The organism is Marinobacter shunpengi, from assembly GCF_045449715.1.
GTDB lineage: Bacteria > Pseudomonadota > Gammaproteobacteria > Pseudomonadales > Oleiphilaceae > Marinobacter.
Genome location: NZ_JBJJLA010000008.1, coordinates 63,797 through 84,343 on the forward strand (window position 1 = coordinate 63,797; position 20,547 = coordinate 84,343).

General features: G+C 63.3%; 10 protein-coding genes. 1 reads left to right on the forward strand and 9 read right to left on the reverse strand.

The annotated features are described in order from the left end of the window. Positions 1-10 precede the first annotated feature (10 nt). On the forward strand, positions 11-886 hold the full coding sequence (locus tag ACJO3T_RS02955; RefSeq protein WP_406962424.1) for an NAD-dependent epimerase/dehydratase family protein: 876 nt from the start codon (positions 11-13) through the stop codon (positions 884-886). Between the two features lie 25 nt (positions 887-911). Here ACJO3T_RS02955 and ridA read toward each other — a convergent pair whose 3' ends face one another. From ridA to ACJO3T_RS03000, 9 genes are all read right to left on the reverse strand, one after another. Continuing rightward, on the reverse strand, positions 912-1,298 hold the full coding sequence (gene ridA / locus ACJO3T_RS02960) for a deaminase RidA (RefSeq protein ID WP_406962422.1): 387 nt from the start codon (positions 1,296-1,298) through the stop codon (positions 912-914). 95 nt (positions 1,299-1,393) lie between these two features. Further along, positions 1,394-3,562 (reverse strand): RelA/SpoT family protein, encoded by a 2,169-nt coding sequence (locus ACJO3T_RS02965; protein WP_406962420.1) that lies wholly within the window; start codon positions 3,560-3,562, stop codon positions 1,394-1,396. 183 nt (positions 3,563-3,745) lie between these two features. Beyond that, positions 3,746-3,958 (reverse strand): DNA-directed RNA polymerase subunit omega, encoded by a 213-nt coding sequence (gene rpoZ, locus ACJO3T_RS02970; RefSeq protein WP_328188780.1) that lies wholly within the window; start codon positions 3,956-3,958, stop codon positions 3,746-3,748. A 107-nt stretch (positions 3,959-4,065) separates the two neighbouring features. Beyond that, positions 4,066-4,707, reverse strand: coding sequence for a guanylate kinase (gene gmk, locus ACJO3T_RS02975; protein ID WP_406962417.1), 642 nt, complete (start codon positions 4,705-4,707; stop codon positions 4,066-4,068). A 233-nt stretch (positions 4,708-4,940) separates the two neighbouring features. Continuing rightward, the gene (locus ACJO3T_RS02980) at positions 4,941-6,311 is read right to left on the reverse strand and encodes a TolC family protein (RefSeq protein WP_406977725.1); all 1,371 of its coding nucleotides are present in this window, start codon (positions 6,309-6,311) and stop codon (positions 4,941-4,943) included. Then, positions 6,308-6,739, reverse strand: a complete 432-nt coding sequence (locus ACJO3T_RS02985; protein WP_406977726.1) for a hypothetical protein — start codon at positions 6,737-6,739, stop codon at positions 6,308-6,310. Before ACJO3T_RS02985 ends, ACJO3T_RS02980 begins: the two co-directional genes overlap by 4 nt. Before the next feature lie 71 nt (positions 6,740-6,810). Further along, a complete protein-coding gene (locus ACJO3T_RS02990; RefSeq protein ID WP_406977727.1) occupies positions 6,811-7,986 on the reverse strand; it encodes a beta-barrel domain-containing protein in 1,176 nt (391 codons plus the stop codon). Further along, complete coding sequence (locus ACJO3T_RS02995) at positions 7,983-10,115, reverse strand: type I secretion system permease/ATPase (protein WP_406977728.1); 2,133 nt, start codon at positions 10,113-10,115, stop codon at positions 7,983-7,985. The genes ACJO3T_RS02990 and ACJO3T_RS02995 overlap by 4 nt, the downstream gene beginning before the upstream one ends. Positions 10,116-10,119: 4 nt before the next feature. Further along, complete coding sequence (locus ACJO3T_RS03000; protein ID WP_406977729.1) at positions 10,120-20,409, reverse strand: VCBS domain-containing protein; 10,290 nt, start codon at positions 20,407-20,409, stop codon at positions 10,120-10,122. Between the last annotated feature and the right edge of the window lie 138 nt (positions 20,410-20,547).

A 20,547-nucleotide genomic window follows, 5' to 3' on the forward strand; every position in this document is an offset into this window, starting at 1 on the left:
GAAATTGACTATGGCAATCTCTTCAGACCAGACTCCGCCCCATATCCTGGTGGCCGGCTGCGGCTCCCTTGGTGGCACCGTGGCCAGCGACCTTACTGACATCGGCGAGGTATGGGGCATCCGCCGCACCGCCAGCGCCATTCCCCGGGGAGTGCATCCGGCGCCGGCAAACCTGCTGGACCCGTCCGCCCTGGCCCGGGTGGTGCCGGAAGCCCCGGACATCATCCTCTACTGCCTGACCCCCTCCACCTACGACGATGCCGGTTATCGCGGCGCCTATGTGGACGGACTGGCGAACCTGCTGGAGGTGACGGACACCAGTAACCTGAAACGACTGTTCTTTATCAGCAGCACCAGCGTGTATGGCCAGGATGACGATTCCGAGGTGGACGAACTCAGTCCGGTGGCGCCGCGCCGATTCAGTGGTGAGCGGGTGCTGGAGGGCGAGCGACTGGCCCTGGACAGTGGCGTGCCGGCCACGATTATCCGCTTCAGCGGCATTTACGGCCCACGCCGGGGGCGGTTCCTGGATGCCGTGAGGGCCGGTGAGCTCAATCCGGTGTCACCGGGCCCCTACACCAACCGCATTCACGAAGATGACGCTGCCGCAGTGTGTGTCCACCTGATCAGGAAAACACTGGCGGGCGTGGAACTGGCTACCTGCTACCTGGCCAGTGACTGCGAGCCGGCACGGCTGGATGAAGTGGTCGCCTGGATCCGCGAGCAGGTACCCTGCCGGTCACCGAGCCCTGACGGGCGCCGTAGCGGACGTGGGGGAAGCAAGCGGTGCCGGAACCAGCGCCTGCTGGATACCGGCTTCGAGTTCGCCTACCCGGACTACCGGGCCGGATACCAGCCCATGATCCGGGCTCTCAAGACCGGATAGGGGACTGCGGTGAACGTCATGGTGATCAGCTGATCACCATGACGGCGTCCATTTCAACCGGCACACCCTTGGGCAGGGCCGCCACGCCAATAGCGGCCCTGGCCGGATACGGCTCCTGGAAATAGGTGGCCATGACCTCGTTGACCGTAGCGAAATTCGCCAGATCGGTCATATAAATGTTGAGTTTGACGATGTCCTTGAGCTCACCGCCAGCAGCCTCACAGATCGCCCTCAGATTATCGAACACCCGACGGGTCTTGTCGGCGAAATCACCGGCAACCACTTCCATGGTTTCCGGATCCAGCGGAATCTGTCCGGACAGGTAAACGGTATCGCCCGCCTTGACGGCCTGGGAATAGGTACCAATGGCCTCCGGAGCGGAATCGGTCTGGATGATGGATTTATTGCTCATGTCAGGTGAATCCTGCGTTGCTGTTAAAAGAACATGCTGCCGCCGGGGTGATGACACTGTCAATAACACCGGGGCTGAGAAAAAGTATCAGGGAGTTAGTGACGGATCCGGGTAATGTGGGTCACCGCCCGGATATTGCGGATGCGGCGCATGACACGGGCCAGGTGGCGACGCCCGTTGACGTGCAGCACCAGGCTGACAATGCTGAGGCGGGCGTTCTGCTCTTCCACATTGATGCGTTCGATATTGCCATCCGCCATGGCCACGGCGCTGGCCATCTCGGCGATCACGCCCCGCTGGCGCTCCAGCTCCACCCTCAGCTCGACGGAGAATTCATCGGTGATATCCTTGGCCCACTTGAGGTGGGTCAGATGGGCCCGGTCCTCGGAGCTTTCCGGCAGTCGCCGACAGGTGTCGCTGTGGATCACCAGCCCGTGGCCTGAGTCCATCACGCCCACCACCGGGTCACCGGGGATGGGCTTGCAGCAGCTGGCAAAGCGCACCAGCAGCCCTTCGGTACCACGGATGGTGACGGCGCCACGCCTGTTGCGGTCGCCGCTGTCCGATACCGTCCCCACATCCAGGGAGCTGGTCTCCGCCCCCACGTCGCCGGCCACCAGCTGGCGGGCAATCAGGTAGGCCATGCGGTTGCCCAGGCCGATATCGCTGAGCAGATCGTCGAAATCCTCCACCTGGTTGTGCCGGACCACTGCATCGACCTGTTCCTGGCCAAGCTCCGACAGCTTCTGGCCGAAGCCGTGAAGGGATTTCTTCAGCAGGGTCTTGCCCAGTTCCACGGATTCGGTGCGACGCTGCACCTTGAGAGCATGGCGGATGCTGCTGCGGGCCTTGCCGGTCACCACGAAGCTCAGCCACGCCGGATTCGGCCGGGCGTTGGGGGCGGTGATGATTTCCACCGTCTGGCCACTCTGCAACGGCTGGCTCAGGGAACCCAGGTTGCGGTTGATGCGGCAGGCCACGCAGGCGTTGCCGATATCGGTGTGGATGGAGTAGGCGAAGTCCACCGGGGTGGCGCCGGAGGGCAGTTCCAGGATCTTGCCCTTGGGCGTGAACACGTATATCTCATCCGGGAACAGGTCGGTCTTGACGTGCTCGATGAATTCCAGGGAATCGTCGGCCCGCTCCCGCATTTCCATCAGACCCTGCACCCAGCGGTCCACCCGCTTCTGGTTCACCGAGGTCACCGGTGACTGCTCGTGCTTGTACATCCAGTGGGCGGCGATGCCGTCGTTGGCGATCTGCTCCATCTCCTCGGTGCGGATCTGGATCTCGATGTTCACATGCATGCCGAACAGGGTGGTGTGCAACGACTGGTAGCCGTTGGCCTTGGGCATGGCGATGTAGTCCTTGAAGCGGCCCGGCAGTGGTTTGTACAGGCTGTGTACGGCCCCCAGGATGCGGTAACAGTCGTCCTCGGTGTCGGTGATGATCCGGAACGCGTACACATCCATGATCTCGTGGAACGACTTGTGGCGGAACTTCATCTTGTTATAGATGGAGTTCAGGTGCTTCTCCCGCCCCAGGATGCGCCCCGGCAGCCCCCGCTCCTGGAGCTTGTCCTCCAGCTTGCCACGGATATCGTCGATAATCTCCCGGTGACTGCCCCGCAGGTTGGACACCGCCTTGGAGATGTACTTGGCCCGCATGGGGTAGAGGGACGCAAACCCCAGGTCCTCCAGCTCGGTGCACATCCGGTGCATACCGAGCCGGTTGGCAATGGGGGCATAGATGTCCAGTGTTTCCGTGGCGATCCGCTGGCGCTTCTCGTAGGGCATGGGCCCCAGGGTACGCATGTTGTGGAGCCGGTCCGCCAGCTTGACGATAATCACACGGATGTCCCGGGCCATGGCCAGGGTCATTTTCTGGAAGTTCTCGGCCTGGGCCTCGGCGCGGGAGCGGAATTCGATCTGGGTGAGCTTGGAGACCCCATCCACCAGTTCCGCCACCGGGTCGCCGAACTGTTCGATCAGGGCATCCTTGGGAATACCGGTGTCTTCGATGACGTCGTGGAGCATGGCGGCCATGAGGCTCTGGTGATCCAGCTTCATGTCCGCCAGGATGGTGGCTACCGCCAGGGGATGGGTGATATAGCGCTCACCACTGCGGCGCATCTGGCCCTCGTGAGCCTGCTCCGCATAATAGTAGGCGCGTCGCACCTGGTTGATGCGACTGCTGTCCAGATAATCGCTGAGCCTGACCGTCAGGTCTTCGACCGTCGGTTCACGCTCTGCTACTGCAGCCACTTGCGACACCGCGCCTCCGTAGGATGCTCTGGAGGCGGAGGACAAAAAAACCCGAATGCGAACATTCGGGTTCTTCCTGTACCCCGCCGGGAAAACTGTACTCTTTTCCCACTATAAATCCATCGGGGCGAATTTCAATGGTCTTTTTCGCGGCCAACCGCAGGCCCCGTCACCTGACCGGGCTCAGTCCTCTTCTTCCTCGCGCAGGAGGTCACGGGACACCTTGCCTTCAGCGATCTCGCGCAGGGCGATCACGGTCGGCTTGTCGTTCTCTTCCGGCAACAGCGGCTCATAGCCCTTGGTGGCAATCTGGCGGGCGCGCTTGGTTGCCAGCATAACGAGCTGGAAACGGTTGTCCACGTTCTCCAGGCAATCTTCAACGGTAACTCGTGCCATATCTTCCCCGACTGAGATAAACGATTACGATGTGGCCCGGATCACCGGGCTTTTCCAGCAGACCGCACAGTTTACTGCCTGGCGGTCAGAATGTACACAGCAGGCTCCTAGCGGCCATGATCGCTGGCCATCAACTCCGAGAGCAGTGCCTCGTGACGCACCTCCTGGCGCTCCATGCGCAGCCGCTGGCTGGTGACAATGGACAGCAACTGGTCCAGGGCCCGGGCAAAGTCGTCGTTCACCACCAGATAGTCAAACTCCAGGGCGTGGCGACACTCCTCGGCGGCCTCCGCCAGACGACGCTCCACCACGTCCCCGGCATCGGTGCCCCGTCCGGTCAGGCGCTGACGCAGCTCGGCGGCCGACGGTGGCACGATGAAGATGCTGACGCAGTCCGGCATCAACCGGCGGACCTGGGCCGCGCCCTGCCAGTCAATCTCGAGGATTACGTCCTGGCCCCGGGCCAGGGTCTGCTCCACCCACACCTGGGAGGTACCGTAGTAATTGCCGAAAACATCCGCGTGTTCCAGGAACTCATTCCGCAGGATCATGGCCTCGAACTGTTCGCGGCTGACGAAATGGTAGTTGACGCCATCTTTCTCCCCCTGCCGCATGGGGCGGGTGGTGTGGGAGATGGAGACGCCCAGGCGATCGTCCGCCTTGATCATTTCCCCCACCAGGCTGGTCTTGCCGGCACCGGAGGGCGCGGAGATGACGTACAGTGTGCCTTTCTCGACGGGCTGACTCATAGGGCTGCGCTGCTGTTTAACGGGCTTGGGGGCCGCCCACGGGCGCCCCGGTTAGAGAGTTCGCAATTATACGGATTCGGGGGCGCCTCGCCCACCCTGCCGGAAGACCACGTCTGTGGCCGGGCCACCAGCCCCTTCAGGGTGCCTGGTTGTCTCCTCTCGACAATGGCCCCGGCAGGTTGAGTCAATCGTTCTGGCAACACCTGAAATCCGAAAGACTACGCCGCTCCAGGCTAGTTCAAGGTTGAAAATAATGTGTCCGTCAGGGGCGCCAGGGGAAACCCGTAAATTTTGGCTTGCTCCAACGCCAGTTCGTGCCGCAGCACCCGATGCCGCACCGCACATTCGAGCCGGTCCGCGGCAAGCTCGGAGTGCAGTTCCACGAGTTCGGCCTGGCGGCCATAATATTCCTCTTCGTTATCGAGCAACTCCGAAAGCTGTCGGGTTCCCAGATCAAAATACTGGCTGCGATAAAGTTTGCGCGTTTTTGACAGCAGGGCGATCTGCCGTCGCAACATGTCAGCCTTTCGGTCCCCGGAGGCCAGTGAACGGAGCAAGCCACGTTCCTCAAGACTGTCCTCGAGGCTGACGTTTTCCAACTCGGCCTCTGCGGCAGCAAGCCGGTTGCGCTCCGCATTGGCCCGAGCACTGAGAGCGCCGCCCTGCAGGAAATCGGACTGGATGCCGAGGTTGAGCCCGACCGGTAGCTCGCCGGTTCCCAGCTCGCCCCGCACCACCGGATTAAGCACCACCCGTGGGATACGCGCGTTCTCAGCCTGTTCCAGTACAAGCTTGGCACGCCCCATCTCCAGTCGCGCCATAAGCAGTTCATCGGTTTCGCCGCGCACCTTGCAGCTTGGAGGGGATATCCGGACGTGGCCGCCCCGCGACTGGCCACTCAGCAGGATCAAACGGTCCCGGGCCTCGGCCAGCGCCAACTCCGTGTCATTGACCAGGAACGCTGCGGACTGCAGGCGTTTTTGGGCTTCCAGGGCGTCGGTGGTCGATACCGCCCCCCTCTCGACACGGGCCGCCACAAGGGCCTCCAGCTCGCTCAGGGCATTGAGCTGTCGCCTGTAAATATCAAGCAGTTCACTTTGCCTCTGCACGTCATCATAGGCTTCCAGAAGCTCAAGCAGGGCATCGTCCACTGCTTTCTGGAAAGCGATGTAACGGATCTGCAGGTCGAAATCCGCCACCTTGATCGCGCGTTGGCTGTTACCGCCATCGAACAGCAGCTGCGAACCTGTCAGCTCAACGGCCGGGTCGCCGCTTCCAGCGTCACCCGTACCGGCCCCCAGGAAAAGGCTCAACTCAGGAAACAGCGCCGCGCGCTGTACCCGGACCTCATCGGCGCTGGCCGATATCTGGCTTGCCGCTTCGCGCACGGTGGGGCTTCGCAGCAGGCCGTTTCGGGCCACACTCTCCACATCACCCTCACCGGACGGGGTTAACGTAGTGAGTTCTTCGGCACTCTCGATAACCGCTGCCTCGAACCCATCCGGTTCGGGCAACCCGGCGCAACCCGCAAGCAGGATACAGGTGACCAGCGCGACGCTTCCGGGCCAACGACGTCTTTCCAGGGGTAATTGGCCGCGGATCATTGCGGCGGTTCAAGGACCAGGTCAGCGCATTGGGGGCGACGCCAGACCGCACTCGCCACCTTATCCTGGTCGTCGAAGAACACGCGATACTGGCAGATCAGCCGGTCCTGCCGGGTCAGTGGCAGGGACAGGTGGTACTCGAAAGAGCCGTCATCATGCTCCACCGCAGCGGGGCCCAGCGCCCCCTGAAGCGCGTCCTGGGACTGGCCAATGGCGATACGGCGCACCTGGGCGATATCACGCTGGACGCCCTCCCGGGCATAGCGTGCATCCATATCGGCATAGTCCCGCTCAACGGACGAGAACCCCACCTCAGGATCCACCCGGTTGAGTCTGTCATCATTCTGCGCCTCGGCGGTGGCAAACGGCACAAGGACCAGAAGGAGCATTACCAGGGGGACACAGCGCCCGCCAAACCATCGTGTCATATCAGGAACCTCTTTTCGGCATGAAAAATCGCATGGGGAAGTGCCGGACAGACGCACCATGCGCTATGGGATCATCGCTCACGCAGTGCCTCCTGCGCCCGGTTGAACGGCTTGACCAGGTATTGCCAGACGGTTTTTTCGCCGGTCCGGATGTCGACCGTCGAGATCATGCCGGGAACAATCGGAAACCGGGTTCCGGCCTTATTGACCAGGTACTCCTCGCGAGTCCGGATATACACCCGGTAATAAACCTGCTCGGGGTTCACCTCATCGCGCACCGTGTTGGGCGAAATCGTCACCACCTCGCCGGACAGGCCGCCGAAAATCGCGTAGTCATAGGCCGACACCTTGACCTGCGCTTCCTGCCCCGGGTGGATGTAGGCGATATCCCGGGGCGAAATGCGTGCTTCAATCAGCAACTGGTCGTCCATCGGCACAATGGTCATGAGTTGTCCGCCGGGCGGCACCACACCACCGATGGTCGTCACGGCAATGTCCTTGACGATGCCCCGCATCGGCGCATGGAACACCAGGCGTTCAAGCTGTTCCGAGCGACCGCGCATGACCGAGGCCTGCACCTCGGCCTCGGCGTTAACCTTCTGCAACTCCTCCCTGGCCTGAACCTGTGAATCCGCACGCAGGCGGGCGATTTCCAGCCTTGTCTGGGCCGCTTCCCGTCGCAGGCGGATGACCTCAACCCGACTGGCCGCGCCGCTGCTTTGCAGACTCTCGGCAATGTCCAGTTCCTGCCGGGCGAGCTCAAGGCCTTCGGTCAATCCCGCCAGCGCCTCGCGCTGACTGGTGCGACGCGACTGGAACAGCGCCTGTTCATTGGCCCGCAACTGGGCGAACTCAGCACCGGACAGCTCATCGGGGAAGGTCACCGTCTCACGATCCGCCAGCTCGGCCCGCAGCCGTGCCGCCGCGGCGATGGCGGCATGATATTTCGCCGCCGCCTCTCCAACGCTGGAGGCGGTGCGTGTGGGATCCAGCCGCGCGATGACCTCGCCCTGCTCCACCAGATCGCCTTCCCTGACGGAAATCGAAGCAACGATGCCGCCTTCCAGTGACTGGATCACCTGTTCCCGGGAGCTGGGCACCACTGTGCCCTGCCCGCTGGACACCTCCACCAGGGGGAAAAACCACGCCCAACCGAGAAACAGCGCCAGCATCGTAACCACCAGCCAGACCAGGCGGCGCTCGGGCTTTGCGGTCGCGCGCACCTCCATCGCCAGCGAAGTACTCATGCCACCGCCTTTGCAGAGCGCAGTTGTGCCAACACCTGGTCTTTCGGCCCATCCATGGCAATTGCGCCATTGCTGACCACAATCAGTCGGTCCACGAGCTTCAGCACTTCCGGGCGATGGGTCGCAACGATGACGGACACATTGCGTCCGAGGCGCCCGAGCACGTCAATCACCGCAGCTTCGGACACCTCGTCCAGGGAAGCGGTGGGTTCGTCAAGCAGCAATACATTCGGGTTGCGCAGCAGCAACCGGGCCAGAAGCAGCCCCTGTTTCTGGCCACCCGACAGCCCCAGCCCGCCTTCCAGCACCATGTGGTCCAGCCCCTCGGGCAGCCGGTGGACAAAGTCCACCAGCCCCATCTGGCCAAGCGTTTCCAGGATGGCCTCGTCCGTCGCCCTGGGTGCGCCGAGGGTCAGGTTCTCTCGCAGGGTACCGTGGAACAGCCGCGCATCCTGCCCCATCAGGCCGATATCGCGCCGGAGGTCGGTCGGGTCGATCAGCCCCATCACCACTTCGTCAACGCGAACCTCTCCTGCCAACGGTTCCAGCAGACCGGCCAAACCGGCCAACAACGTGGACTTGCCCGCCCCGTTGCGCCCGATAATGGCGATACGCTCGCCCCGGTTGATAGCCATCTGCCCGACTTTCAGCACCGGGGCCTGGGAATCATGACCGAACACGGCACCTTTAAGCCGAACGTCGCCGTGGATTACTGGCTTGTGAATACGCTGTTCCTGCGGCGCCGTATCCACCGGCAGGGCCATCAGGCCATCCAGCGCCTCCCGTGCGACCCGGGCCTGCTGCCAGCGGTTCAGGATCTGGGTGACCGAGGCCAGCGGCGCCAGCATCCGCGAGGACAATATCGACGCGGCGACGAGCACGCCCGTGCTCATGTCCCCCGCCATCACCATGGGCGCCCCGAAGAAGACCACCAGGGCAAAGACCCCGCCCTGCACCGTCTGGGCCCAGGAGGAGAGCCGGTTCATCAGGTCGCGCAGTTCCATCGATGATCCGGCGGTGGTTTCGTTGTAATGGTTCCACAGGTTCTGGAACCGCGTCTCGGCCTGCAGGGATTTGATATCGTCCAGGCCCTGGATCGCCTCAACCAGCATCGCGCTGCGCAACGCGCTTTCACGGGTGTTCGCCTCGGCCAGTTGGCGCAGGCGCTTCTGCGCCAGCAGGCCGGGCACAATCAGCAGGCCCACTGCCGCCAGCGGAATCCAGACCAGCGAGCCGGCGATGTAGAAGAACAGCACGCAGAACAACAGGAAGAACGGCAGATCGGCAATCGCCGCCACCGTGCTGGAGGTCAACATCTCGCGCACATGTTCCAGCTCGCGTATCTGTGAGATGAAGGTGCCGGTTGAGCGCGGGCGGACGGTGTTGCGGACCCGGAGGGCGTGACCGAACACCCGGTCGGAAATACGCAGGTCCGCCGCCTTTCCCGCCATATCGGCAATCCGGCCACGGGCGACTCGCATCATCAAGCCAAAGAAGGTGGCGACCATGACGCCGATAAACAGTACCCAGAGCGTGTTCATCGACTGCGCTGGGATCACCCGGTCATAGACCTGCATGGAAAAGATCACGCCCGCCAGTGCCAACACGTTGGTCACCAGCGATGCCACGGTAACGGCGCGATAGGGCGCCATGTCGGCCAGGGCGATGCTGCGCAGCCAGTCCGGTCGCCAGGGTGCAATATAGTCATCCACCCGGCGGTCGGCCCGGTTGGCAAGTGGGCGCAGCACAAACAGGCGGCGAGTCCGCCCGCTCAGTTCCTCCCGCGCGAAGGGGGTTTCCAGCCCCTCATCACCCGCCAGGACGACACCGAAGCCATCGGCGGTTTCGCGCTCGACAATCCCGATCTCACCACTATCGAACTCGGCCACGAGCGGCAGGCGAAGGCCCGTCACATCATTCGGCATTACACCGGTTTCGCGGATGGAAAGCCCGGCGGAACGCGCCAACGTGGCGAGCTGATCCCCCTCGGCGGACCAGGCCAGGTCGAGCCGGACCCGTTCGGGGGAAACGGCGATGCGGTAATACGAAGCCACCCGCAATACCACATCCTGCCAGTCCCGGTGGTCGGTCGCGGCGCCCGTGCCGAACGCGCCTGTCTCTGTTTCCACCGCTCTAGACATCGTAGAGTACGCCGGACTGGAGCTCGTCTTCCAGCGTCGACCCAGGCATCGGCCTGCCCGGATCGGAGGTGCTGGCATCATCGGTCGGAGCCGCACCACCGGCATCCTCTTCCGGCAGCCCCGCCGTCAGATCCTCACCGCCCGACTCGGAGGACAACACCTCGTCCATTGTAATCACCGTCTCGGCTTCGGGTTCGTCCGCCTCCGGCGCCTCTTGAGTATCGAGTGAGGCCAGACCGAAACTTTCCATACCGCCGGAGGACATCACCATGGACGATGCGGCGAACCCACCAGCCGACGGTGTAACCGCCACGTCCTCGACCGTCAGCGTGACGTCGCCCCCGCCGGAGGTGGTGCCGGTGTAGGTACCGTCGCCGTTGTCACTCCAGTCCCCGGAAAGCGACACGTCGTCCTCTCCCGATCCGCGGATCGTCAGGAGGCTGTCGTCATCGGTCATGGCCTCGACCTGCTCCGGGGTCAGGTCAGTGATCGAGTTGCCTCCGTCGATTCCCAGGTCAAGGGTTTCAATATTGCTCAGTTGCGTGGCCAGCTCGTCGCCAGTCAGGCTTTCACCCTCGCGGAATTCAACGGTATCCGAACCGTCGAGCCCGTCGATGGTTTCTCCGGTCCAGATCAGGTTGTCGTCACCAGTGGTGGGCAGTTGTTCACCGAGGTTGATCGTCGCGGCGCCCGTCACATCGCCTGACACGTCGCTTCCATCCACCGTTCGCGCCGTTACGTTGACCTGCAGACCCGAGGTACCGCCGTCCATGTCGGTCAGGGCGCCGGCCGCCTGACGAAAGCCCAGGCCGTCCAGATCGGACTGGCTCAGTCCGGTCAGGGTGTAGGTGTCGGTTCCCGCCTCGTAGCTAACCCCAGAGGTCAGGATCTCCGTGCCGACATAGAACGAGGCGTGCTCGCCCAGCCCCTGGAGCTCCAGCGTCGTCGTTTCGACACTGCCATCCGGCGCCGCCGTTACCGAGGCGTCCTCAGAATCGGCCATGGACGCATTCAGGTTCAGCGATACGATGTCACCTTCCGTACCGAAGGAGTTGGTGGGTGACAGTTCGATATCGTTGGCGACCGGGTTCACCGCTACATTGCCAACCTCGAAACTCTCGACGAGCGATTCCGACAGAGCGGTTTCCCCCGAGGTCACGGTCAGGGACAGATCCTCCAGCGTTCCGCTCCAGTTTTTCGGCGGCAGGATACCGATGTAGTTCGGCAGGCTCCCTTCGGACAGCACCCAGGTGTTGGTGCCGTCGAGACCACCGGCGTTGGTCGTCATCTCGGCCAGGGTGGCATCGCTTTCACTGGGCCCGGTATAGAGCAGGAAGCCCTCCGGCAGATTCGAGAGCAATACTGTAGCAATTTCCTCGGAGCCGTCAGCGTCGTTCAGGGTCAGGTCCAGATCCAGCTCGGTCAGGGACTCCTTGTCCGAGTTCGCCGCTTCGCTCCCGCTGGTGGGATCGGACGACAGGGAGGCGCCCTCGTTGACGATGGCAATCGGCAAGGTGGCCGTGCCCTCCGACGTTGTCGCGGTGGCACCGGTTTCCCGGTTGCGCACCCAGGCATCCACCGTAATCTCGCCCTCGGACATGGTATCGGGGGTGAAAACCAGCCCCTCCAGCGGCTCACCCATGGTGACACCGTCGATGACGAAGTAGTCCCCATCGGCGATACCATCAACGCCGGTGACCGACTCGGCCGTGTAGGTCACGCCATCCAGTGTCAGCGTGCCCTCACCCAGCCCGTTGGTGCCGTCGATCTGCAGATAGAGCTCGCCGCCCTCAACGGTTCCGTGTTCGCCGTCCTCCGGATTGGTTACTGTCACCGTGAGCGGGATATCACTGTCCGCTTCCGTTCGTTCACCGTCGGTGGTGATTGAGATTCCCGCCTCGTCGGTCACCGGGTCCACCGGAATCGTCGGCGCGATTGTCTGTTCCTCCGAACGCCCACCGGCAACCGCCGAAGTCAGCGTGGCGTTGAACGAGAGCTCGTCCGCAGCGTTGTTGTCGTTCGCGTTATCCGCAGGCTCAATAACGATGCTGTCCATCAGGCCGTCAAGCCTGGCCTGCACGGTGGCGGGATCATCGCCCGGATCGGTCGTCACCGAGGCCGTCCAGACCTCCTGCCCATCCACCGTGGTGCGCACCATTCCGGTTACCTCGGTGCCGGCGGGCAGATCGGTGAGCGAGACCGTCAGGATGTTGGATTCCGTCCCCTGTGCCGTGACCTGTGCATCGAGCATGTCCGACAACAGGAAGCTTGTGTCCTCCGTGGCGGTGGCCTCGTTGTACTCCCAGGTATCAATGGTGGGCGGGGCAGTGGAGTCGCCGGAACCTTCGAAATCCGCCGTCAGGTTCCAACCAAGACTGTCGGCCAGGACCTCGGTCCCGGCCCCCGGCTCATTGCCGCGGTCCTGGGTCTGCACGGTCACAGTGATCGGCGCATCGGCAATGCCCGCCGCCTCATCGCCCACGGTGAAGGTCACGGGCACCACCAGACCGCCCGCGTCATTCACTGGCAATGCGTCGGTCTCGTCGTAGATCAGGAGCCAGCTTCCGCCAGCGGTCATCTCGCCGCCCTCGACGGTCACGCCATCAGGCACGCCGTCGATGAGCACGCGAATCAGGTGCTCGCTGCCGTCGCTGTCGGGCGTGGAGACATTCAGGTCGAGGGTCACCGGCTCTCCAGCGCTGGTCACCGTGACGTCGTTGCCGGACACGGATCCTGAGCCGCTACCCAGCGTGATATCGTCAATCGCCAGTTCCGGCTGATCGGTCACCGCTGTCGCGTCCAGGTCGAAATGCCCGTTCTGCCAATCGCTGGTCACGTCCGCAAGACCGTCATTCCCCGGATCGGTGATCCGGTAGATCAGATCAAAGCCACCCAGGTCCCCGTCGAGATGCTCGCTGCCCTGGGCCGTCAGGTTGCCCGCCTGCGCAGCGGTCAGCTCGTAATAGTCAACGCCGCCCACATTGATGATATCCAGGCCGGCATCCGCCAGGGCATCGCTCCCGAGATAGAGCGTGAAATCCGCACCCACGGTATCGGACACCCTGATGCCGACAGCCTCGAGCGCCTCATCGGTGTCGCCGTCCTGATGAACGATACCCAGATTGATGGGTTGCTGCACATCCTCATCCAGTCCAGCCCCGGTGGTGATATCCGCTTCGGGCGAGGGTGTCACCGTGAAGCTGACCGTCTGCTCGGTGCCAGTCAGCGAGTCACCGTCACTCTCCGTGGTCACCGGAACCGCACGGAACGACACTTCGCCATTGAAGTTGTCCGGCACCGTGATCTCGGCCGTGGCAAGCTGCGCTTCGTTCAGGACCCAGACCCGGTCCTCGCCAACCGCGGTGCCCAGCGAGGTGCCCTGTGTCAGGTCAAACCCTTCCGGCAGATCCGATATCCGAACCGTCAGGGTTTCGGAGCCATCGTTGTCCTGCCGGTCCACGGAAAACAGGTCGGCCAGCAGAACGCTGTCCGAGCCGCTGTCCAGGTCGTTCTCCACATAGTCCTGCGGCGTCACGGAAACATCCGCCTCATCGGCAATGCCCCGGATCTCCACATCCATGTCCAGGCTGATCGGGTCCGAGGTGTCCGTGTAGGTTGTCCCGTCGGCATCCAGCTCATCGACGGACTGGGCCGTGACATTCAGCGTGAGGTCGTCATTACTGTGCTCCGGCGGTCGCAACGTGAGCGGGGCCGAGGAATCGAACTCCTCGATGGTGACACTGCCCCCCGTCACGGTCAGCGGATTGCCATCATAGGTCAGCACCGACCCATCCGGGATATTGGCAATGGTGACGGTGAAAACCTCGGACGGGTCAGAGCTGGTCGGCCGGATATTCAGCGGAATGTCCTCGTCCTCGTCGCCCTGCGTCCGCGCGGCGAGTGACAGGGTCACCTCGTCGGCCACGGGGGTAATGACAACGTTGGTCAGGGTCGCCTCGCCGCTGACTGCCTCGGCCGTGTTCGCCCCGCCGTCATCGTCTTTATCAACGGTATAAGCCTGCACCTTGATGTCGAACTGACCCGAGAAATTGTCGGCGGCACGGAATTCCAGCGTATCCAACGCGCTCACGGGCACATCAACCGGCGTACCGTTGTAGACGGCCTCCATCTGCACGCCGTCCTCCATCCAGCGGAACGTCGACCCGGTGGCATCGGACAGGCCACCATCACCGGCGATCAGCTCGGGCGTGAGTCGTGCGAAGGTTTCTTCGCCATTATCCTGGTTGAGCCAGCCGGCGCTCAGGTCAAAGCCGTCACTGTTCAGGTTGAACCACTGGTCTTCCTGTGCCGAGCTGGAGTAGGAAAAATCCGGCGCCATGGTCAGGTCGTCGTCGGAGTCGCCGTCGGTATCGGTCCCGACTTCCTCGGCCACCGGGTTCACCGTTATGGTCAGGTCGTGTTCCCTTTCCAGGGCGGTATCCGTCTCGGTCGACCCGTTGACAGAACTTTCATCCTCGCTCGACACCCGGAGCGTGATGGTCGCGTCGCTGCTGTCATGGGCGGGCGGGGTGATGGTGAAGCCGTCCAGGTATTCTTCACGCTCCGCTTCGGTCCCGCCCGTAAAGGTGATCGTATAGGTGCCCCCGGAAAGCCCGGCGGACGCACCCGCCGAGGCGCCGTTTGATACCGTTGAGTCCGCCACTTCCCAGCCTGCGGGGACCTCGAAGGACACCTCGGTGATCACTTCACTGCCACCGGCGCCGGCATCGGTACTGCCATCGGTCAGACGGACGCCCGAGAGGAAGGCGATAGCGCTGTCCTCGTCCCCTTCGGCGTCATCGACCTGCACGTCATCGGCCACTGGCGTGACATGCAGGTTGAGTGTGACGCTGTTGTCACTTTCATCCGCCTCGGCAACGCCGTCGGCTGGCCCCGGCACCTCCCCGCCGTCCCAGTAGCCGTCCGCATCCCGGTCCTGGGCATTGAGCGTTACCGTGATGCCTTCAAGGTCACCGCTGAAATCGTCCGCGCCGCCGATGTTGATGGCGGGCAGGCCTGCGGTATCGCCGCTCAGACCAGGGGCCGCCACGGTCACGTCATCGCCGCTGGCAATCGTAGACCCGTTGACGACGATATCGGCCCCGGTGGTGTTGGTGATGGTGATCGAGCGCACCTCACTGCCGTCCAGATCGGCGAAGCTGGTCGAGAGCATCGCAGACAAGTCGACCGTGGTGTCTTCCTTGAGGGTCACATCGGCTTCGGTGTTACCGCCATCGCCGCCATAGCTGATGTCATCGGCGTTATCCACGGCGCTGTCATAGACCGAGCTGTCGAAGACCAGCGCCGCCGGATCGGTCACCGCCTGGACATGGACCGTGACACTGTCGCTGCTGGTGGCCCCACCCACCCCGGGCAGGACCGCGCCGCTACCGTCGACCTCATAGCTGGTGACCGTGTAGTTCACCTCGAAATTCTCCGAGGCGTGCTCCGGCGGCAGCACCTCAAGCGCCTCGAACTCGGCGCTGGTCATGGTCAGGTCCGCGCTGGGGCCCGTCACCGTCAGCCCCGGATCGCTCAGTGCAATGGTCACGCTGCCGCTGGCGTCGACCGTTGTGGTGCCAAACGCCCCCTGAAGTACCGCCCCTTCGGGAAGACCCGAGAGGGTGATCTCGCCAATCCGTTCGGGGGTGGCGTTGTTGCCGGTACCCCCGCCGTCATCGGTGATGGTCGGCGCCTTCAACCCCAGGGCCACCGGCGTGTCTTCAAGCGTATTGATATTGCTGGCATCGACGGACACCCCCGGGGCATCCGCCACCGGAGCAACATTCGCCGTGACGGTCGTGGTGGCGTTCGTGCCGTCATCACTCGTAATGACCTCGAACGTCTCCGTGCCGCTGTAGTCCGTGTCGGGCACGTAGGTCAGCTCGCCATCCGCGCTGATGGTCACGGTGCCATGTCCGGTCTTGTATTCCATGCCGCCGCCAGGCGTCGACGTGCCGGTCAGGGGGGTGCCGCCCTGCGTCAGACTGGTGTTGTCCGATGTCGCGTCTGCCGAAATGTTGAAGGAGAAGCCGCTGCTGTCTTCGTCGATGTCCCGCTCGATTTCCGCCAGCGGCGCGTTATCCACCACTTCGACGATGAAACCGGCCGTGTCAGTGTCGCCATCGCTGTCGGTGACCTCGACACCGAAGGCCAGATCCTGACTCTCCGCACCGTTATGGTCGATCGCCTGCAGCAACTCGAAGGTATACCCGGCCGAGGCCGATGTCGGATCGGTCAGTGTGACAACGAAGACGGCCTCAGTCCCCGCGCCCTTGTAGGCGGTCAGGCTGTGCCCGTCGGCGGACAGTTCATAGCGCAGATCCTCGCCGCCGGACTGGAGCCCGGCGGGCGCGCTGTCGGTGGTCAGCGTCACATCGACACTGTCCTGCCCAGACGTCAGATCGAGCGATCCGCTTACCTCACGCTGGGCAGGGTCGGGATTACTCCCGGTCGGCAGATGTTCTTCGTCGATGATGGCATCGTCCGGCGCGCCGAGTTCGGGGACCGAATCGGTCACGGTGACGGGTTGCGTTGCCGATTCCGCGGACACATCACCGTCGCCGTCGATGGTGGTGTAGCTGAAGTCGTCGCTCAGTTCGGTATCGTTGTCCGGCCTGGCGTGATCCGCGCTTGCCAGCGGCGTGTAGGACCAGGTGCCATCGCTGCCAACGGTCAGCTCACCATACTGTGTCTCGACCGTCTCGGAACCACCATCGGGGATAACCGCTGAAGCGCTTGTACCAGACCTGTCGGTATAGGTGATCTCATGGACCCGACCACCATCGGCCCCGAGTGTGTCGTTGGCCAGCAGGTTCGCCCCGCCAACGGTCGAGCCTCCCTCGGTAACCGACATCGGCGCGTCATCCACCGGCGCTGCCACATCATCAACAACGGCGGCAGTGAGTTCGCCCACCCGGATATCACCATCGGCTTCAACCGCGGCCACCTGGATCGTCTCGCGGACGATGTCATTGAGCGCGCTGTCGCTGTGGTCTTCCGTGTCACCGTCCAGCGTGTAGGTGTAGCTGACGGTGCCGGTTGCGTCATCAAAGCCGGTGATGGAGAGCGTGCCGTACTGGGTGGACACGTCCACCGGTATGGAGGAGGCATTCTGGAGCTGGGCGAGTGTTATTGTGTCCCCGCCGCTCAGTGCGCCGCCGGTAACCGTACCGCCAATCACGAGTTCGGAAAGATCTGACACATCTTCCAGCACAAAGGTCGAGTTGGCCGTATCCGTGCCGCTTCCCGCGTCCGAGCCATCCGCCAGGGCGGATTCGAAGACCTCGATATCCTGGGACTCGCCCGCCACCTCGTTGGTAACGGTAAGCCCGGTCACGGTGCGGTCGGCACTGTTGGGGTTGCCATATTCATCCACCGCCTGGGCCAAAATTTCGGTATCTTCCGTCCCCAATGGGTCAGGCAGCGTCACGCTCCAGGTGCCGTCGGACTGGACCGTTGTGGAATAGGTCTCACCATCGACATCAAGCGTGATGGCTGCGTCGGGTTCGCCGGTGCCGGTCACCGTCGGCGCTTCGCCCTCAACGACCAGCACCGGGTCGATGGCCACCGGGGTGACGGTGTCCTTGAGGATCGTGTCGGTGGTCGTGGCCGGGTTGCCCTCCGCATCCTCCACGTCGGCGGTCACGGTCAGTGTGCCGTCATCCAGCCCGCTGAGATCAGCCGTCACCGAATAGGAGCCGTCGGGCTGCACGGTGATACCCGCCGCCGGGACGTTCACACTGTTGGTGCCGTCGGAGACCGTCAGTGACGTCACGGTTCCGCCCACCGCCGCCTGGCCGGTGATGGACACCTGGCCCAGGTCGTCCACCGAGGAGAGCACGTTGTCCGGCACATCGGCGCCAGCCGGGCTGGCGTCGTCACTGATGGTCACGCCGGCGATGTCGATAACCCAGTCTGCTGTCGCGGTGGCGTTGCCCGCGCTGCTGCCGTCGTCGACCGTATAGGGCAGCACAAGCTGATCCGGCGCATTGGGCCCGGGCACAAAGGTCAGTTCCCCATTGCCATTGAGCGAGACTGTTCCGCGGTCGCCACTCAGGGTGATGCTGCCGCCCGGGGCGATGGCCTGACCATCCACCTGGGTCACCTTCAACGTGGCGTCTTCCCCTGCGTCGGCGTCCGTGTCGTTGGCCAGAACGTCCAGCACCGCGCTATCGCCCGGAGCTATCAGCGAGACGTCGTCTTCCGGTTCGGGCCGGTCGTTGGTTCCATTGATCGTGACCTCTACGGTTACGGTGTCGCTCTCGCCCTGCGAATCCTCGACCGTCACCTGGTACTGCTGGGTCAGCACCTCACCTTCGCCCAGCGCGTCCAGATCGGCATCATTGGCGGTAAAGCTCCACTCGAGCTCCCCGGTTTCGGGGTCGATGGTGCCGGGAGTGAAGGTGCCGATATAGCCTGTGCCCTGCGGGGTCGCGGCCACTGTGTGGGTGTCGGCAGCGTCCAGGCCGGTCACCTGCATCGTCCCGGTCTGACTATGTTCAAGCGTGTTCTCGTCGGCATCGCCATCGGTCAGTTCCGTGACCGTGGCCGTGGTGTCCGAACCGGCCGAGATATCCGGGGTGTCGTTGCTGCCGGTGATGGTGACACTCACCACCTGCTCGTCGTAGCCGCCATCGTTGTCGGTGACCCGTACGGTGATCTCGTCGGTCAGGGTCTCGCCCTCGGCCAGGGCCTGGACACGGGCATCGTCGTTGTCGAGGATGTAGGTCCACTCGCCGGTGCTGCTATCGACCGTCAGCTCGCCATACTCCCCCGTATTGCCTTCGACGCTCCAGCCGTGGGTGTTGCTGGTGTCGATATCGTCCACCGCCAACTGGCCGCTGGTGGTCAGGGTACCGTCTTCCTCTACATCCCCCGTGGCCTCGCCGGAGATTTCGGGCAGGTCGTTGGTGCCGGTGATGGTCACCGTGATCGTGCTGGTGTCAGTGCCGTCGGCGGACATCACGGTCCAGCGTTCAGTGATCGTCTCGCCCAGGGCAAGCGACTGCACCTCGGCCAAGGAATTGTCGACACGGTAGCTCCAGCTGCCATCGCTCTCGATGCTCAGATTGCCCAGAGCCGGGCCTCCATGGCTGCCGCTGTCAAAGGCGAGGCTGCCGGTATCAACCCGGTTTTCCCCGGCATCGACATCGTCAACCGCAACCTGACCGCCCGTGCCCAGCAGGCCAGCCTCCACATCGGTGTCCTCGGTCACCTGGCCACTGTCGTCCGGGACCACCGCCGCATCGTTGGTGCCCGTGACGGTCACAACGATGGTTTCATTGGCCGTGCCGTCAACGCTGGACACCGCCAGTTCGTCGGTCACGGTCTCGCCGTCGGTCAGGGCCTGGGTTGCCGCGCGTCCGTCGTCCAGTGTGTAGGTCCACGCCCCGGTCACCGAGTCAAAGGTGAACGTGCCGTAGGTGCCCTCAAGATTCGACGGGGTCTCGAAGACGGCCTCGCCCTCGTCCTCGTCCGACACCGCGAGCGTGCCGCTGGCGCTCGGGCTTCCCGGCGTACCGTTATCAACACCGCCGGCCTCGAGTGCGGCACCCTCCGCTTCTCCGGTGATCGTCGCCGGTTCGTTTCCCGGGGTAACCATGATGGGGACCGTCACGATATCGGTGCCGCCGTTGCCATCGTCCACCGTCACCTCGAAGCTGTCGGGGCCGTGGTAATCCTCATTCGGGGTGTATTCGTAGCTGCCGTCCGGATTGACCGTCACTGTGCCGTGCTCGGGATCGCCGGTCAGTTCAAAGGTCAGTTGATCGCCATCGGGATCCGATCCCCTCACCGTGCCCTCGATCGGTGTATCGCCCGGCGTTGTCACCGGGTCGGCGGAGCCCGCGGGCGCAACGTTGGACGGCGTATCGGATGAAGAGCCGGAACCGCCCCCTGCCAGGGCCGCACCACCAGCCAACAGCCCCAGACCCGCCAGTGGTTCCCAGTAAAACGGGGCGGCGGCGTCATCGTCGTTAATTTCGGCAATATCGAATCCGTTCCAGACGTCACCGTACTGTGCCCACCAGGTGACGCCATCACCATCCTCAAACACGAGGTCATTGCGACCGTCTGCGGTCTCCACGAAAAAGTTCTCAATGACAAAGACCGTGCCGTCCTTGAGGACCAGCACCAGGTCACTCCCGTCACGCTCGAATCGGGTAACCTGTTCCGGCCCGATCTGTAACTGAACCACACCCGGTGCCTCCAGGGTGACGCGATTCCCGTCAAAACTCTGGGAAGACCCATTCCCGGCCTTGGGAAACACCGCTGACTTCATGTTTGACTCCTGTTTAGTTCCCTGGCCCTGTCACTCCAGGCTCCAACCAACGCGGTTTCTCGTCAGTCCAAGCATAAAGCTCTTCACCCGCGATAGAAGTCACAGCAAACCCCGTAACCGTCACACCCCCGGAAATAC

What these genes read in the sequence shown, in the direction of transcription:
- ACJO3T_RS02955 (WP_406962424.1), top strand. Translation starts at nt 11, where the DNA reads ATGGCAATCTCTTCAGACCAGACTCCGCCCCATATCCTGGTGGCCGGC.
- ACJO3T_RS03000 (WP_406977729.1), bottom strand. Translation starts at nt 20,409, where the DNA reads ATGAAGTCAGCGGTGTTTCCCAAGGCCGGGAATGGGTCTTCCCAGAGT.
- rpoZ (WP_328188780.1), bottom strand. Translation starts at nt 3,958, where the DNA reads ATGGCACGAGTTACCGTTGAAGATTGCCTGGAGAACGTGGACAACCGT.
- ACJO3T_RS02985 (WP_406977726.1), bottom strand. Translation starts at nt 6,739, where the DNA reads ATGACACGATGGTTTGGCGGGCGCTGTGTCCCCCTGGTAATGCTCCTT.
- ACJO3T_RS02980 (WP_406977725.1), bottom strand. Translation starts at nt 6,311, where the DNA reads ATGATCCGCGGCCAATTACCCCTGGAAAGACGTCGTTGGCCCGGAAGC.
- ridA (WP_406962422.1), bottom strand. Translation starts at nt 1,298, where the DNA reads ATGAGCAATAAATCCATCATCCAGACCGATTCCGCTCCGGAGGCCATT.
- gmk (WP_406962417.1), bottom strand. Translation starts at nt 4,707, where the DNA reads ATGAGTCAGCCCGTCGAGAAAGGCACACTGTACGTCATCTCCGCGCCC.
- ACJO3T_RS02990 (WP_406977727.1), bottom strand. Translation starts at nt 7,986, where the DNA reads ATGAGTACTTCGCTGGCGATGGAGGTGCGCGCGACCGCAAAGCCCGAG.